Raw genomic sequence first — 16,264 nt, 5'->3', positions numbered from 1 at the left:
ATCCGTGGATCGGGGCGGGCGGTTTGATGCAGCGCAATATCTCCATGCATCCGGCCTGATAGATTCAGCTCCACAGTGAACGCCGAAACCGTTTCGGGAAGTCCGGCCCATGAGAAAGAGCCTGCCTGTTCTGGCCGTTCTCGGCATCGCCGCGGCCCTGGCCGCCTGGTACTGGCATAGCCAGCAAGGCGTCGGCCTGCCGGCCGGGCTGGTCAGTTCCAACGGACGGACCGAGGCCGAGCGGATCGACATCGCCGCCAAGTTCTCCGGCCGGCTGGACGCGGTCCTGGTGCGCGAGGGCGAGATGGTCGAGGCCGGCCAGATCGTCGCCGTGCTGGATGCCGCCGAAGTCGAGGCCCGGCTGCGCGAGGCGGAGGCGGTCGTCCGCCAGACCGAGGAGAGCCTGAACGAGGCGAACGCCCTGCTGGCCCAGCGCGAGAGCGAGCGGGTCTTCGCCGAGCGCGAACTGCAGCGCGCCGAACAGCTCGCCGAACGCGGCCACACCGCCGTCGAGACCGTCGACTTGCGCCGGGCCGACCATGCGACCGCCGTGGCCGCCGTCGCCTCCGCCAAAGCCGGGATCGGCCGGGCCAGGGCCTCCATCGAAGCCGCCAAGGCCACCGTCCAGCGCATCGCCGCCGACCGGGAGGAGCATTTCCTGAAGGCACCGCGTGCCGGCCGGGTGCAGTACCGTCTGGCGGAGACGGGCGAGATCGTCGCCGCCGGCGGCCGGGTGATCTCGCTCCTCGACCTCACCGACGTCTACATGACCGTCTATCTGCCGACCGACGCGGCCGGCCGCCTGCGCTACGGGGCGGAGGCCCGGATCGTGTTCGACGCGGCCCCGCAGTTCGTGGTGCCCGCCTCGGTGACCTTCGTCGCCTCCGAAGCGCAGTTCACCCCGCGCTATGTGGAAACCGCCAGCGAACGCGAGAAGCTGATGTTCCGGGTCAAGGTGACGATCCCGCCGGAAATCCTGGAGCGCCACCGGGAAATCGTGAAGACTGGTGTGCCGGGCGTCGCCTATATCCGTATCGACCCGGAGACGGCCTGGCCCGAGGCCTTTGCCGTGCGGCTGCCCGATGGCTCCTGATCCGGCACATGCCGAACCGGCGCCCTGCGTCCGGGTGGAGGGGGTGTGGCACCGCTACGGGGCGACCGAGGCGCTGGCGGATATCTCGCTCTCCCTCCTGCCCGGCCGGAGCCTCGGCCTGATCGGACCCGACGGGGTGGGCAAGTCGACCCTGCTCGGCCTGATCGCCGGCATCCGCCGCATCCAGCAGGGCAGCGTGTCCGTGCTGGGCGCGGACCTCGCCCGGGCCGACCAGCGGGCGCGTGTCAGCGGACGGATCGCCTACATGCCCCAGGGCCTCGGGCGGAACCTCTATCCAACCCTGTCGGTATCGGAGAATGTCGATTTCTTCGCCCGGCTCTACGGCCAGTCGGAGCGCGAGCGCGCCCGGCGGATCGACGAGTTGCTGGAGGCCACCGGCATCGCCGCCTTTCGCGACCGGCCGGCCGGCAAGCTGTCGGGCGGCATGAAGCAGAAGCTCTCCCTGTGCTGCGCGCTGGTGCACGACCCTGACCTGATGATCCTGGACGAGCCGACCACCGGCATCGATCCGCTGTCCCGTGTCCAGTTCTGGCGCCTGATCGAGCGGATCCGGGCGCGGCGCCCCGGCATGAGCCTAGTGGTCGCCACCGCCCAGATGTCGGAGGCGGAGACCTTCGACAGCATCGTCGCCCTGGACCATGGCCGGATCCTGGCCCAGGGGACCGCGCGCGAGATCCAGGAGGCCACCGGCACCGCCACCCTCGACGAGGCCTTCGTCGCCCTGTTGCCGACCTCCGGTCGGGCACCAAAGGTGGCGGTCGCGGCACCACCTCGAGAAAGTGCCAACGGGCCACCGGCCATCGAGGCCGAGGGGCTGGTGAAGCGGTTCGGCGACTTCACCGCCGTCGACCGGGTCAGTTTCCGGATCGAGGCCGGCGAGATCTTCGGCTTTCTCGGCTCGAACGGCTGCGGCAAGACGACGACGATGAAGATGCTGACCGGCCTGCTGGCGCCGACCGAGGGGGAGGCCAGGGTGTTCGGCGCGCCGGTGACGGCGCTCGGCAACGACATGCGCCGGCGGGTCGGCTACATGTCCCAGTCCTTCTCGCTCTATGCCGAGTTGTCCACACGGCAGAATCTGGATCTTCATGCCGACCTGTTCGAGCTGACGCCCGACGGCAAACGCCAGCGGGTGGCGGACCTCCTTGAGCAGTTCGATCTCGGCGAGGTCGCTCACGCCCGTCCGGACAGGCTGCCCATCGGCGTGCGCCAGCGGCTGCAGCTCGCCGTCGCGATGCTGCACGAGCCGGACATGCTGATCCTGGACGAGCCCACCAGCGGGGTCGATCCGATTGCCCGCGACCGGTTCTGGGACCTGCTCTACGACCTGTCGCGCAATGGCGGGGTGACGATCTTCATCTCCACCCACCTGATGGAGGAGGTCACCCGCTGCGACCGGGTGTCCCTGATGCATGCCGGCAAAGTCCTGGCGGTCGGCGCGCCCGAGGCGCTGCGCACGGGGAAGGGGGCCGCGACGCTGGAGGACGCCTTCATCCGCTACCTTGAACAGGCCGAAGGCCCGGCAGGCGAGCCGGAACCGGACACCGCCCCGGCCCCGACCGACCCCGACCTGATCCATGAGGCCCGGCCCGCCGCCCTGTTCTCGCCGCGGCGCTGCTGGGCCTTCGCCCGGCGGGAGGCGCTGGAGCTGGTCCGCGACCCGATCCTGCTGAGCTTCGCCCTGCTCGGCCCGCTGATCCTGATGCTGGCCATGGGCTACGGCGTGTCCTTCGACGTCGACAGCCTGACCTACGCCGCCCTAGACCAGGACCGCTCGCGGGAAAGCCGCATGTTCCTGCGCCAGCTCTCCAGCTCCCCCTACTTCGCCGAAGCGCCGGAACTGAGCGACTTCGACGATCTCGACCGGCAGATGAGCGCCGGCCGCATCGCCCTGGCGGTGGTGGTCCCGCCGGGGTTCGGGCGCGACCTGCTGGCCGGCCACACGCCCGAGCTGGGCGGCTGGCTGGACGGCGCCAACCCGGTGCGGGCGGAGACGATCCGCGGCTATCTGGAAGCCGCCTTCCAGGGCTATCTGCAGGAACACGCGATGACCGAGACCGGCAGCGCCGGTTTGCCGGCCCCGGTCGGCATCGAGACCCGGTTCCGCTACAACCAGGCCTTCCGGTCGAGCTACGCCATCGCGCCGGGCGTGCTGATGATGCTGCTGATCATGATTCCGGCCATGCTCACCGCCCTCGGCGTGGTGCGCGAGAAGGAGCTGGGGTCGATCACCAATTTCTACGCCGCGCCGGTCCGCCGCATCGAGTTCCTGATCGGCAAGCAGCTTCCCTATATCGGCGTGGCGATGCTGAGCGTCGCCCTGCTGGTCGGCCTGATGCTCGGGCTGTTCGGCGTGCCCTTCGCCGGAAGCCCGCTCGCCCTGGTCGCCGGCGCCCTGCTCTACACCACGGCCGCGACCGCCTTCGGGCTGGTGGTCTCGACCTTCGTGCGCTCGCAGATCGCCGCGATCTTCGCCACCGCGATCATCGTCATGATCCCGGCGGTGAACTTCTCCGGGATGATGTACCCGGCGGCGACCCTGGAGGGAGCCGCCCGGGCGATCGGCCACGGCTTCCCCTCCCTCTACTTCCAGAACATCTCCACGGGCGTGTTCAACAAGGGCCTGGATCTCGACCGGCTCTACGCCAACCACCTCATCCTGGCGGCGTTCGTCGCCGCATACTGGATCGCCGCCTCCCTGCTGCTGCGCAAGCAGGAGAATTGAGATGGCACGGCTGTTCAGGAACACGATCCGGCTCGGGGTGAAGGAGCTGTACAGCCTGTCCCGCGACCTCGTCCTCGTCGCCCTGATCGCCTATACCTTCACCATCGCGATCTACACCGTCGCGAAGGGCCAGCAGACCGAACTGCGCAACGCGGTCGTCTCGATCGTGGACGAGGATCGTTCGGTCCTGTCGGAGCGCATTCGTGGGGCGCTGCTGCCACCGCATTTCCGGCCGGCCGAGCTGATCGGGCTCGACGCCCTGGACCGGGTGCTGGACAGCGGCCGCGCCTCCTTCGCCCTCGACATCCCGCCGGGACTGGAGGCCGACGTCCTGGCAGGCCGCACCCCGACGATCCAGCTCAACGTCGATGCCACCGCCATGACCCTGGCCGGCAACGGCACCCGCTACATCCACAGCATCATCCAGAGCGAGGTCGCCGACTTTCTGGGCCGCGCGGAGGTCATCGCAGCCGCGCCCGCCACCCTGACCGTGCGGTCGAAGTTCAACCCGAACCTGGACACCAGCTGGTTCACCTCGGTGATGCAGATCGTCAACAACCTGACCATCCTGGCGGTGATCCTGTCCGGAGCGGCCGTGATCCGCGAGCGCGAGCACGGGACCCTGGAGCACCTGCTGGCGATGCCGGTGCGGCCGGCGGAGATCGTGCTGGCAAAGATCTGGGCGAACGGGCTGGTGATCCTGGTGGCGGCCCTCCTGTCGCTGACGCTCGTGGTCCGGATCGGCCTGGGCGTGCCGGTTGCGGGCGCGCTCTGGCTGTTCGCCCCGGGATCGGCGGTCTACCTGTTCGCCATCACCTCGCTCGGCATCATGCTGTCCACCATCGCGACGACCATGCCCCAGTTCGGCTTGCTGTCGATCCCGGTCTTTGTCGTCCTCAACCTGTTGTCCGGTGCGACCACGCCGCTGGAGAGCATGCCGGAGCCGCTGCGCTCGGTCATGCTGGTCTCGCCCGCCACCCATTTCGTGAAGTTCGCCCAGGCCGTGCTCTACCGGGATGCCGGGATCGAGATCGTCTGGCCGGAGATGCTGGCGGTCGCGGCGATCGGCGGCGCGTTCTTCGCCCTGGCCCTGATCCGGTTCCGCGCCACCATCGCCGCTGCCCGGTAGAACAAGCGCTTGACGGCCGGAGGCCGGCCTCCATCTTCGTCGCCGCATGACCGAGCTTTCCTCCTTCCCCTCCCCCGCCCTTGCCGTCGTCATCGGCGCCAGCGGCGGGATCGGCGCCGCCCTGTTCTCCGCTTTGCGGGAGTCCGGACGGTTCTCGGACGTGATCGGCCTGTCGCGCCGGGGTGACCCGCCGCTGGACCTGCTGGACGAAGCCTCCATCCGGGCCGCCGCCGACCATATCGCCGACCACGGCACTCCGCCCCGGCTGATCCTGGACGCCACCGGCTTCCTGCATGACGAGGACCATCGGCCGGAAAAATCCTGGCGCGAGCTCGACCCGGACCATCTGGCGCGCGCCTTCGCGCTCAACGCCACGGGCCCGGCCCTGCTGATGAAGCATCTGCTGCCCCTGCTGCCGCGCGAGGGCAAGGCGGTCTTCGCCACCCTCTCGGCGCGGGTCGGCTCGATCTCCGACAACCGGATCGGCGGCTGGTACGCCTATCGGGCGTCGAAGGCGGCGCTGAACCAGCTCGTGCGCTGTGCGGCGATCGAGCTGCGGCGCACCCATCGCGAGGCAGTCTGCGTCGCCCTGCATCCGGGCACGGTCGACACCCCGCTCTCCGCCCCCTTCGCCAAGGCCGGGTTGGACGTGCGACCGCCGGAGGTGGCGGCGGCCGACCTGCTCACCATGATCGACGGGCTGACGGCCGCGCGCAGCGGCGAGCTGGTGGATCAGAAGGGCGAGACCGTGGGGTTCTAGCCGACGATCACCGGCGCGATGCTGCTGCTGATCCAGCGGGCGATGCCGGTCATGCGGGCGTCGTCGCCGTCCTGGCCCATCACCTGGACGCCGACCGGCAGGCCGTTCACCGCCAGCATCGGCATGGTCACCGCCGGCGCCCCGGCGAGGGAGCTCGGCGTGTTGAACACCGCGTCGCCGGTCGGCTGCTTGGCCAGCGGCTGGCCCGGCACGTCGCCCGGCCACAGCGGCGCCGGCCCCGGGCAGGAGAAGGTCAGCAAGGCGTCGGCCAGCGGGGCGAGCGCCCGCCAGGCCGCACGCATCTGCTCGCGGCGCAGCAGCAGGTGGCGGTAGTCGTCCGGGCTCAGCGCCTCCACCGAGGCGACCCGTCCCTTGATCCGCTCGCTCACCCCCTCGCCCTTGGTGTCGATCAGGTTGCGCAGGGTCCAGCGGTTCTCCCAGGCGGTGATGGTGTTGGCGAGGTCGCCGGCCCCGACCAGGGCGCGCTCCAGGGCCTCGATCAGGGGGTGGTCGCCCCGGCGCAGGATCTCCACCCCGGCGGCCTGCAGGCTGTCGAGCAGCTCCGCCATTGCCCGGTGGCTGTCGGCATCGGTGCGGGCCCAGCCGTCGCTTTCCAGCAGGATCAGACGGTTCGGTTTGACCGGAACGGGGGTCGTCTTCGGGCCCTGGATGCCGGCGCGGCCCGGGTCGCCGCCACAGCGGCTCGCCACCTCGATGGCGACCTGCCACATGTCCTCGATCGAGCCGGCATGGGGGCCGTGGGTGCTCATGGAGGTGGCCTGGCGCTCGCCGCGGTGGATGCCGCCCTGGCTCGGCTTCAGGGCGAAGTTGCCGCAGAACGCCGCCGGCCGGATGATCGAGCCGCCCACCTGGGACCCCATGGCCGCCGGCATGAACCCGGCCGCCACCGCCGCCGCGGAGCCGGAGGACGAGCCGCCCGGCGTGCGGGCCGGGTCGAACGGGTTGGTGGTCGGCCCTGGATGGTTGCCGCCCAGCTCCGCCGTCACGGTCTTGCCGAAGATCACCGCCCCGGTCTGGCGCAGCGCCCAGACGGCGGCGTTGTCGTTCTTCGGGAAGTTCCCCTTCATCGCCTCGCAGCCGAGCTGCGTGGGCATGTCCTTGGTTTCCAGCAGGTCCTTGATGCCCACCGGCATGCCGTCGATGGGGGAGAGCGGCTTGCCCTCTTTCCAGCGCTTGGTGCTGGCATCGGCGGCGGCGCGGGCGGTCTCCCGGTTCAGCGCGGCGAAGGCCTGGACCACCGGCTCGCGCGCGTCCACCGCCTCCAGGCAGCGCTCCAGGTAATCGCGCGGGGTGTCGCTCCCCGCTGCGAAGGCGGCGGTCGCGTCGAACCAGGTCAGGGCCTTGAACTGCCTGGGGTCATAGCGCGTCGCACCGGTCATGGCGATCTCCAAGTCTGGCGGGGAAGGGTAACGAGGTGGGTCCCGCCAGCTTGGCAAGCCGTCAGCCGAAGATCAATGCACGCACTGCCTGATGCTCAGAGAACCTTGAACACCCGGTAGACCGGCCCTTCCGGCTTGCGGTCGCCGGTGGAGACGAAGACCGCCTTGTTCAGCCAGGCATAGGGGCCGTCGGCGGCGGTCTCGAAGAACGGAGCGGTGCGGAAATACAGCTCCGAGGGATCGACCGGCTGGCCGGCGGCGAGCCGGTCCATGACCTCCTTGGGGCCGTGGCGCAGGCCCTTGTAGGTCATGTAGATGCGGTGGCCGTCCTCTGTCTCCATGGTCAGCCGCACGTCGAGCTGGGTCACCCCGTCGGTCCGGTTGAGGATCCAGTCGCCGCCGCCGTCGCGCACGGTGCCTTTCAGGGCCGGTCCCTCGAAGGTGCCGCCGGTCACCCGGGCAATGCGACGGTCGCCGTATTGGGTATTGCCGATCGCCACCAGCGGCATCTCGACGTTGAGCTTCAGCTCCATGACGAATTCGGTCTGGATCTCGGACATGCGGGGTGTCTCCCTTGGGAACGTTTCTTGTCAGTCCTTCCACATCAGGAAGTCGAAATCGACGCCCTGGTCGGCCTGGGTGACCGAGTTCATGTAGAGGTTCCGGTAGCCGCGCTTGTGGGTCGGCTGGATGCCTTCCGGCTTCACCTCCTCCAGCCGCCGGGCGATCTCCGCGTCGTCCACCAGCAGGTCGATGGAGCGGTTCTCGACGGAAATCCCGATGCGGTCTCCCGTGCGCACGATGCCCAGCGGGCCGCCATCGGCGGCCTCCGGCGTGACGTGCAGGACGATGGTGCCGAAGGCCGTGCCGCTCATCCGCGCGTCGGAGATGCGGACCATGTCCTTCACCCCGGCACGGGCCAGCTTCTTCGGGATCGGCAGGTAGCCCGCCTCCGGCATCGCCGCCGGGCTCTTCGGGCCGGCATTTTGCAGCACCAGGAAGTCGTCGGCGTTGACGTCCAGATCCGGGTCGTCGATCCGGGCGGCGAGGTCGGCGAGGCTGGAGAACACCACCGCCCGGCCTTCCTTCTCGAACAGGGTCGGGTCGGCGGCCGACCGCTTCAGGATCGCGCCGCGCGGGGCCAGCGAGCCGAACAGGGCGACCAGACCGCCCTTGTCCTGATACGGCTTGTCGAAGGTGGCGACGATCTCGTGGTCGATCCAGGTCTTGTCCGCGTCCAGCCGCTCTTCCAGGGTCTCGCCGGTGACGCTGACCGTATCCAGATGCAGCAGTGGGCGCAGGGCGTGCAGCACGCCGACCAGCCCGCCGGCGGCGAACAGGTCCTCCATGTAATGGGCGCCGGTCGGCTTCAGGTCGACCAGCACCGGGGTCTCGTCCGACATCGCGTTCAACCGGTTCAGGTCGACCGGGATGCCGAGCCGGCCGGCGATGGCGGTCAGGTGGACTATGGCGTTGGTCGACCCGCCGATGGCGAGCAGCACGCGCAGGGCGTTCTCCACCGATTTCGGCGTGATGATGTCGCGCGGCAGCAGCCGCTCTTCGCCCTTGGCCAGGGCGAGTTGCATGGCGCGGGCGCCCGACGCCTCGGCGGCGCGCAGCCGGTCGGCATGGACGGCGGGAATGGAGGCCGTACCCGGCAGGGTCATGCCCAGCGCCTCGGCGATGCAGGCCATGGTGCTGGCCGTGCCCATCACCGCGCAGGTGCCGGCGGTGGTGGCGAGGCTGCCCTCGATCCGCTTGATGCCCTCGTCCGACACCTCGCCGGCGCGGTACTTGCCCCAGAACCGGCGGCAGTCGGTGCAGGCGCCCAGGCGCTCGCCGTCATAGGGCGAGGTCAGCATCGGGCCGACGGCGCAGTACACGACCGGGACTTCGGCGTTGGCGGCCCCCATGAGCTGGGCCGGCAGGGTCTTGTCGCAGCCGCCGATCACCACGACCGCGTCCATCGGCTGGGCGCGGATCATCTCCTCCACGTCCATGCTCATCAGGTTGCGGTACATCAGGGAGGTCGGGTTCAGGAAGGTTTCGCCCAGCGAGATCGTCGGGAACTCGATCGGCAGCCCGCCGGCGGCGAGCACCCCGCGCTTGGTCGCCTCGACCAGCTCCGGCATCAGGCGGTGGCAGTTGTTGTAGCCGCTGCCCGAGGAGCAGATCCCGACCACCGGCTTGTCCAGCATCTCGCGGCTGTAGCCCATGGACGAGGCCATGGAGCGCCGCAGGTAAAGGCTGAATTCGTTGTCGCCGTAGTTGGTCAGGCCGCGTCCGAGGCCCTTGGGCGTTTCATTATCGGTCATTATTTGGTTCCTCCCGCGCGCACCTTAGTCGCCGGGAGTGCGGATTGGGAAGGCGCCGAAATGCCGTCCTGTCTCAGCTAGTCCGGCGCAGGACGAAGCGCAGGACCGCGCCCTCTTCCGCCGAGACCAGCTCATGGCCGGACTGGCGGGCGTAGTGGCGGAAGTCGAGCATCGCCGCCGGATCGGTGACCAGCACCTCCAGCAGCTCGCCGACCTCGACCGTGCCGATCGCCTTGCGCGCCTTCAGCACCGGCAGCGGACATTTCAGTCCCTGCACATCAAGGGTCTTGGCGATCGGTTCGTCAGCGCTCATCCGCCTTGTCCTGGGCAAATTGCGTCGCCGCCCCCGTCGGCCGGGCGTCGGCGATCTCGCGCACCATCTTCGCCAGCACGGTCTGGGTAAAGCCCCTCTCTTCGGTCGCCACCACGACGAAGGCGCCGAGCCCGCCGATCACGTCCATCTCGTAATGCTCCTCCAACGGCTCGCCGCTCGGGCCGGTGCGCACGTTGCGGTTGGCGACGACCAGGCCGTTGATGGTGATGCCGTCGGCCACGGTCATCGAGCGGACGAGCGCGAGCGGCCGGCCGCCGATCTGCGGTCCGTCCCCCGACAGGTCGATCACCTTGCGGGCGCCGTCGATGTCGTTGCTGCGGATCAGGTCGGCGGAATAGGCGATGGCCTCGCTGATCGAGTTGTAGCCATAGGCCGCCCGGGGCGCCGCCAGCAGCCGCTGCCCCCAGGCCAGCGCGTCCTCGCGGCTGGCGATGATCGTCCAATCGACGATCGTGTGCTGGCTCTGCGGCGCGCCCCATTCGACGAAGGCGACGGCAATGCGGCCGAGCGGGCCGGCGGCGATGACATCCTGGACCCGCTCGTCGGCGAGTGCGGTGGCATAGCCCTGGCGCTGGAACCGCAGCTCCTCGTCATCGATCGATCCCGACCCGTCGGAGGCGAAGACCAGTTCCAGATCGACCGCCGTCTGGGCCTGGGCGATCGGGCTTAAGACCAGCCCCATAAACAGAAAAACCCCGGTCAAGCCTGTGGATATTGACGAAGCGGCAAAGAACCCGCCAACGGGCCAAGACGGTCGCTTTCGCGCAGGCCAGGGAGTCAGATCGAAATTCACTTTAAAATATGCGGCTAAATTGGCTAAAGGCCTGAAATTCGAAAACCCTGAAGTTGTCCACATCACATCCACAGCCTCTCCGGTCGACGGTCTCTGTCGCATGTGCAACTGGCAGCACTTCGGGAATTCAAAGTGGCAGTCTGGCATCGATCAACTCGCAATGCCGTGAGGAATGCCACCGGGTCGGGCCGGATCGGGGCCGGGCCGGATCAAGTCCGGGCCGGATCAGGTCCGGCCGGCGATGCGGTCGGCATCGGCCTGGGCGCGTTCATGGATGAAGTCGAGCACGGCGCGGATACGCGCCAGCTTCGACAGGTCGCGATGCACCAGCAGCCAGAGATCGACCCCGGGGATCTCACTGCCCGGCAGGACGCGGACCACGTCGCGGGCCTCCTCGCCGACCATGCAGGGCACCAGGGCGATGCCGATCCCGGCGCGGGCGGCGGCGAGGCGGGCGCTGGCCGGGTTGGTGGCGAAGGCCGGCGGCCGTCCGCCCATCTGCTGCCGCAGCCAACTCACCGGCGCGTTTTCCGGAAAGCCGTCGAGCCAGTCGATCACCGCGTGGCCGGAAAGGTCGCCCGGCACCTGGGGCGCGCCATGGGCTTCCAGGTAGGCGGGCGAGGCGTAGAGCCCGAAACCGAGTGTGCCGATGCGGCGGATCACCAGATCGCCCTGTTCCGGCCGGGCCATGCGGATGGCGACATCGGCTTCACGGCGCGACAGGTTCAGAAAACGGTACTCGTTGACGACCTGCAGCCGGATACCGGGATGGCGGTCCTGCAGCAGCGGCAGGTTGCGGATCAGGAACGGGACGATCAGGGATTCGGTCGAGGTCACCGCCACGGTGCCGGTCAGCCCCCGGTCCTCGGCGTCGAAGGCGCGGGCAAGCCCGAACATCTCCGTCTCGATGCCCCGGGCGCGGGCGGCCAGCTTCTCGCCCGCCTCGGTCAGTCCGTAGCCGTCCTGGCGCCGGTCGAACAGCCGCACCTCGAAGCGGGCCTCCAGCGCGTCCACGTGGCGGCTGACCGTCGCCGGGTTGACCCGCAGGGTACGCGCCGCCGCCGACAGGCTGCCTTCCGCCGCAACCGCGAGGAAATAGCGCAGGTCATCCCAGTTCATGCTGCCAGACGTGCCGCCGGACATCGAAGTCACCCAGGTCGAAATCTGCAAAGCCGAACCCCATGATCGGCCGGTCACTTTGCAGGATCAAGGGATGGTGACGGGCGATGGCCGGACGGTCAGGGTGCCGGGATCACCCGATGGGAGACGGCGCGGACCTCGATCCCCCAAGCGCGCCAGTCGGCGACAAGCCCGTCGATCTGGCTGCCGGAGAGCTGGTCGATCCCGGCAAAGGCCTCGGCGACCTGCGGCAGGTCGGTCTCGGCCAGGACGAGCAGACCGCGGAGGTCGACCGGGCGGCGCACCCAGTCGGGCGGCCTCACCCTGACCTCGGCAGCCTCTCCAGGGGCCAGGACCGCCGCCGACTGGTCCGTGAGAGGCAGGCGGGCGGCATATTCACGCACCGGCCCCTCAACGGCGGCATAGAGCCAAAGATGGACCGGCACCGCGCCGCCATTGGCCGCCCGGAACGCCACTACGCAGATGCCGCGCGGACCCTCGGTTTGCCGATCGGCCGGTTCCGCCGGCCCGCAGGTCTCGCCGACCCGGCGGGACTGCAGCACCTCGAAGACGACCCGGCTCGGATCGAAGGATGGCGCGGCGTCGGGTGCTGCAGCCGGGACGGTCGTCACTCTCTCCTCGCGCGGCCAAGGCGCCTGCCAGAGCCCCCAACCCACCGCGACCGCCCCCAGGACCAGAGCGGTGAGGAGACCGTTGCGGCGCCAACTGCGCTCCGCCGGTGCGGGCAGATCGAGACGCGCCAGGACCTCCCCGACGGATCGCACGGGCAAAGGAGCGACCCCGGCCGGCAGATCGTCGGCATGGTCGGCGGCGGCCACTGCCAGCACCGGCGGGCCGGCGGCAAGGACGGATGCGGAGCGGCGCGCCTTGTCCGCCACCCGCTCCACCGGCCCGACCTTCAGATCGGAATCCACCGTGCCCGTCGCCCAGACGATGCCGTCCGCCGGGGCGTCATCCTCGGCCAGACGCCCTGCCGCCTTCAGCCGATGGGCGATGTAGAGACCGAGCTGCCAGCTCCGCCCTTCGTCGATCGGGCGATCCACATCCACCCGGAACACCCGATGACCGATATCCCGTTCCACCACCCCGGTCGGCCGCCGCACGAAGGCGTCGTACTCGGCCGAGATCGGCAGGGCGGTCGCCGTTCCGGCGAGGCAGACCACCGACCGGAGCTCCGGATCCTCGACCGTGATCCGCCGCACCGTGCTCGGCCCGTCAGTGGTGGCGACGACCACCCGCAGGCGCCCCCTCATGCCGCACGATCCCGCCGCCGGTTCCATGCGACGGGGCGGTCAAACGAGATAAAGGCGGGCATCGGTATCCGCGAGTGCCACCAGGATCGGATCCGAATTGTCGACCAGGATCTGCACCGTGCCCGCAACCGGAGCCGGCAGGGCGATCTCCAGCGGCTCCGCCCCGTCATGGACGGCGATCAGGCGGCCAACCGAGAGGGCGGGATCGTCGAAGGAAATGGCCAGGTAACTCTGTCCGGCCTCCCCCCTGGAGGGAATCACCCGGACCCGGGCGCCGTCGGCCCGGCGGTCGATGCCGGTCGGCGCGGAGGCTGCCGCGGCCTGCCGGGGGAAGGCGACCGCCGCCGCATCGGTCAGCAGCGCGTCCAGCTCGGCGTCGGGCACGATCCCACCGGGCAGCGGGCGCCCCGTCATCAGGGCCGACCAGATGGCCGAAACCGAAGGCCGGGGGCGCGCGCCGGAATCCGTCAGGCCGCGCGCCGTCTCCAGGGCCGAGAAGATCGTCCGCGCCACCTACCGCCCGGATGGATCCAGATCCCGCCACCGGTCGGTCATGCGGCACCGCCGTAGAGAGCCCTGAATCCGGCGCGGAAGCGGACGGCGTCCTGGTCGAAGCTATCGTCGCGCAGCCGCGCTTCGGCGGCGGTGCGGACATTCTGAAGCCGGACCAGCAGGCGACGGACCAGCGGGGCGCCGGCCGCCATCCCGTTGACCGCGGTGACCGACCGCCGGTCCTCAGGTGCGAAGCCGGAGCGCCCGACTCCCCGCAGGGCCCGACGCGCCTCGCCGATCAGGCCCGCAACCTCCGGGCCGACGACCTTGGGATCGGCCAGGGCCGCCACCATGCCCGCCACGCCGCCCGGCCGCAGCGCGATGACGTTGGAACCGTCCGCCTCGCTGGGCAGGCGGTCGCGCAGACCGCTCAGATCGGCGGCCGGCAGCCGGGCCAGCACCTCCATCGCGGCTTCCGCCCGATCCGCTTCCACCAGCACCGCCAGGGCGGCCAGAGCCATCCGTTCCAGGCGCCCCTCCAGAATCCGCCACTGGCCGATCCGCTGGTCATAGGCCTCGCAGCCCGCCAGATCGATCAGCCCCGCCACCTCGCCCCTGGGCGCATGACGGCGCAGCGCCTGGCTGAGCCGCGACTGCAGCGCGCCGAAGGTGGCCGCCCGCAGGACCGACAGCGCCAGGATCCCGGCATGGGAGCCCAGCCGGACGATCAGGTCCAGCTCGACGATCTCCCGCCGGGTCAGGAACTTCACCGTGGCCGCCGGCTCGCTCTGCAGGGCGCGGAGTTCGTCGGCCTCGCCGTCATGCACCTCCAGCAACGCGAGCACCGTTCCCGGATCGACCTCCCCCGCCGCTCGGTCCGTGCCGACGGATTTCGCGCTGTCGATGGCGTGGCGCTCGAAGGCGGCCTGCAGGGCGGTGCGCAGCATGCCGACCCGCTCGGTCACCACGCGGAACCCTCGCAACTCGGTCGCATCGTCCTCATTCGCGGTGACCGTGGCGTGCCAGTAGTCGAACACCGCCCGGTCGTCGAGATCGTCGAGCCCGAAACCGGCGCCGCGGCTGTCCTCCAGGAAGGCGATCAGCCGGCCGAACACCCGCAGGCTCTGGGCGGTGGACAGGTGATCCTTGAGATGGTCGTAGAACAGCCGGGACAGGGCGTTGGCATGGGTCGTGGCGCGGCGGGCCTCGAACGGTGCGTCGAGCCAGGCACGGATCTCGCCATCGACCGCCCGGTAACCCAGGGCGGTGACCATCAATTCCAGCAGGGCGGCAAGAAAGCCCATGCGCCCGTAATTCACGGTGAAGGGCGCATCGGGATAGACGATCGTGACGCCGTCGGGCTTCAGACTAAAATCCTGATCGAACGCGGCGCAGTGCCGGCAGCCCTCTTGGATCTGCGCGCGGAAAGCGTGGCCGCGCGCCACCTGGACTCCGAAGAACAGCGCGGGCCAGCCGTGCCGCCCTCCGACCGCGTCTGCCACCCGCAGCAGATGGCAGAGTTCCAGCATCGGCTTGCCATAGGCGCGGGCGGCGACGGTCCGCGACAGGGCCCGCATGACATTCGGAGCGTATTTCGGCCCCCCGCCCAGATCGGCATCGGCGACGGTGCGGAAGGCGGCCTCCAGCGCCGGGCTGATCGAGCCTTCGAGCAACGCGCGTTCGGTCGAGATGCCGTCCATTCCGGGATCCTGAACAGAGCATGGGCGGAAGCCGCGACAGCAACTCTAAAGAAGCCCGCCGGCATTTGCACGCATTGGCATTACTCATCACATTTTTCTCAACCATCGACCTGCTTTTTTAGGGCGTATCGGCGTGCCGCTCCGTCACTTCGACGCTGAGGCGGGACGCGGCAGGATGCGCTCGATCCGGATATCGCCGGCCCGGATGCTCAAGGCCGTCACGTCCTGCGGGTCGAGGGCCATGTCGGTGAGCAGCAGGGTCAGCCACCGCTCGATCTCCCCGGCGCGGGCCGTGGTCACGTATTCGTAGCGTCGCAGCGCGGCACCGCTGCGCAGCAGGTCGTGGCCACGGAAGCCGGGAAACCCGTCCGTCATCACGCCGATGATGGACAGTGCCTCCGCTTCCGAAAAATGTCGCAGGGTGAGCGTGTAGACCGACTCCAACGCTCGCTCGCCTGCGTTCATATCCCGCCCAGGCGGTGTCAGGGTGGCGAGCCTCAGGGCCAGTGCCGCCCCCAGCTCGGTCGCCAGGTCCCGCGCCCGGGTGCCGATGGCATCCGACGCGCATGTGGCGGTGAGACAGCGCCCTGGGGTCGTGACCGTCTCGGTCGGCAGATCGAAAGTTCCCAGGAACCGGTTGCTCCGCGTGTCGAACACCTCCCCGGACAGGTGAAGGTCGATCCGCGTGGCATAGCGCAGGTCGCGATAGCTGCTTTCGATCCGGAACAGGAGGACGGCCTGGACCCGGGTGGTGGCGCGACCGGCCGCGTCCGCCAGCTTCGCCGCTTCCAGAACATCCCGCTTGTCGCGACCGGACAGGGCCGCCCAACCGAGATCGGCCGCGACCGAGTCCTCGTCGATCACGCGGAAGCCGCGGCGCTCCAGCGCGTCCTGAAGTTCCGCGACCACCCGCCGGAACGCGGGATCGGTGCGCGGCACCAGGGCCTCCTGATCGTCTTCGCCGAGCACCAAAACCCTGACCGGCCCGCCCTCCGGCACCGACCCGGTCTTCGACGCCTCGGTGCCGCCAGCCCACAGCGTGCCGGCAACGACCATGCAGGCGACGAAGGTCAGCATGACGACCCGGCTCACCCGCACGATCCGCCGGC

General features: G+C 69.7%; 14 protein-coding genes. 4 read left to right on the top strand and 10 right to left on the bottom strand.

The genetic code is table 11. The annotated features are described in order from the left end of the window. Positions 1–109 precede the first annotated feature (109 nt). From ACOQOP_RS02070 to ACOQOP_RS02055, 4 genes are read left to right on the top strand one after another with little or no spacing between them, the layout of a single operon-like run. Complete coding sequence (locus ACOQOP_RS02070; RefSeq protein ID WP_420564656.1) at positions 110–1,093, top strand: HlyD family secretion protein; 984 nt, start codon at positions 110–112, stop codon at positions 1,091–1,093. After that, complete coding sequence (gene rbbA / locus ACOQOP_RS02065; protein WP_420564655.1) at positions 1,083–3,839, top strand: ribosome-associated ATPase/putative transporter RbbA; 2,757 nt, start codon at positions 1,083–1,085, stop codon at positions 3,837–3,839. The genes ACOQOP_RS02070 and rbbA overlap by 11 nt, the downstream gene beginning before the upstream one ends. A 1-nt stretch (position 3,840) precedes the next feature. Then, positions 3,841–4,968 (top strand): ABC transporter permease, encoded by a 1,128-nt coding sequence (locus tag ACOQOP_RS02060; protein ID WP_420564654.1) that lies wholly within the window; start codon positions 3,841–3,843, stop codon positions 4,966–4,968. 46 nt (positions 4,969–5,014) lie between these two features. After that, a complete protein-coding gene (locus ACOQOP_RS02055; protein WP_420564653.1) occupies positions 5,015–5,728 on the top strand; it encodes an SDR family oxidoreductase in 714 nt (237 codons plus the stop codon). Here the strand turns inward: ACOQOP_RS02055 and ACOQOP_RS02050 are convergent. From ACOQOP_RS02050 to ACOQOP_RS02005, 10 genes are all read right to left on the bottom strand, one after another. Continuing rightward, a complete protein-coding gene (locus tag ACOQOP_RS02050) occupies positions 5,725–7,128 on the bottom strand; it encodes an amidase (RefSeq protein ID WP_420564652.1) in 1,404 nt (467 codons plus the stop codon). The genes ACOQOP_RS02055 and ACOQOP_RS02050 overlap by 4 nt on opposite strands. A 95-nt stretch (positions 7,129–7,223) precedes the next feature. Then, positions 7,224–7,688, bottom strand: a complete 465-nt coding sequence (locus tag ACOQOP_RS02045) for a DUF3237 domain-containing protein (protein ID WP_420564651.1) — start codon at positions 7,686–7,688, stop codon at positions 7,224–7,226. A gap of 30 nt (positions 7,689–7,718) precedes the next feature. After that, positions 7,719–9,443: a dihydroxy-acid dehydratase gene (locus tag ACOQOP_RS02040; protein ID WP_420564650.1), complete on the bottom strand. Its 1,725-nt coding sequence runs from the start codon at positions 9,441–9,443 to the stop codon at positions 7,719–7,721. Positions 9,444–9,516: 73 nt separating this feature from the next. After that, positions 9,517–9,756 (bottom strand): sulfurtransferase TusA family protein, encoded by a 240-nt coding sequence (locus ACOQOP_RS02035; RefSeq protein WP_420564649.1) that lies wholly within the window; start codon positions 9,754–9,756, stop codon positions 9,517–9,519. After that, on the bottom strand, positions 9,746–10,459 hold the full coding sequence (locus tag ACOQOP_RS02030; protein WP_420564648.1) for a DUF1194 domain-containing protein: 714 nt from the start codon (positions 10,457–10,459) through the stop codon (positions 9,746–9,748). The genes ACOQOP_RS02035 and ACOQOP_RS02030 overlap by 11 nt, the downstream gene beginning before the upstream one ends. 336 nt (positions 10,460–10,795) lie before the next feature. Continuing rightward, the gene (locus ACOQOP_RS02025) at positions 10,796–11,713 is read right to left on the bottom strand and encodes a LysR family transcriptional regulator (protein ID WP_420564647.1); all 918 of its coding nucleotides are present in this window, start codon (positions 11,711–11,713) and stop codon (positions 10,796–10,798) included. Positions 11,714–11,808: 95 nt separating this feature from the next. Next, the gene (locus tag ACOQOP_RS02020) at positions 11,809–12,963 is read right to left on the bottom strand and encodes a hypothetical protein (RefSeq protein WP_420564646.1); all 1,155 of its coding nucleotides are present in this window, start codon (positions 12,961–12,963) and stop codon (positions 11,809–11,811) included. A 39-nt stretch (positions 12,964–13,002) separates the two neighbouring features. Continuing rightward, the gene (locus ACOQOP_RS02015) at positions 13,003–13,476 is read right to left on the bottom strand and encodes a hypothetical protein (protein WP_420564645.1); all 474 of its coding nucleotides are present in this window, start codon (positions 13,474–13,476) and stop codon (positions 13,003–13,005) included. Positions 13,477–13,514: 38 nt separating this feature from the next. After that, the gene (locus ACOQOP_RS02010) at positions 13,515–15,155 is read right to left on the bottom strand and encodes a hypothetical protein (RefSeq protein ID WP_420564644.1); all 1,641 of its coding nucleotides are present in this window, start codon (positions 15,153–15,155) and stop codon (positions 13,515–13,517) included. Between the two features lie 144 nt (positions 15,156–15,299). Further along, positions 15,300–16,232 carry a hypothetical protein gene (locus tag ACOQOP_RS02005; protein ID WP_420564643.1) on the bottom strand — a complete coding sequence of 311 codons (933 nt, stop codon included), beginning with the start codon at positions 16,230–16,232 and terminating at the stop codon, positions 15,300–15,302. Positions 16,233–16,264 lie beyond the last annotated feature (32 nt).

The organism is Thalassobaculum sp., assembly GCF_965223715.1.
Classification (GTDB): Bacteria; Pseudomonadota; Alphaproteobacteria; order Thalassobaculales; family Thalassobaculaceae; genus Thalassobaculum.
The sequence above is the reverse complement of the archived record's forward strand: the minus strand, read 5'-3'. Positions and strand labels throughout refer to the sequence as shown.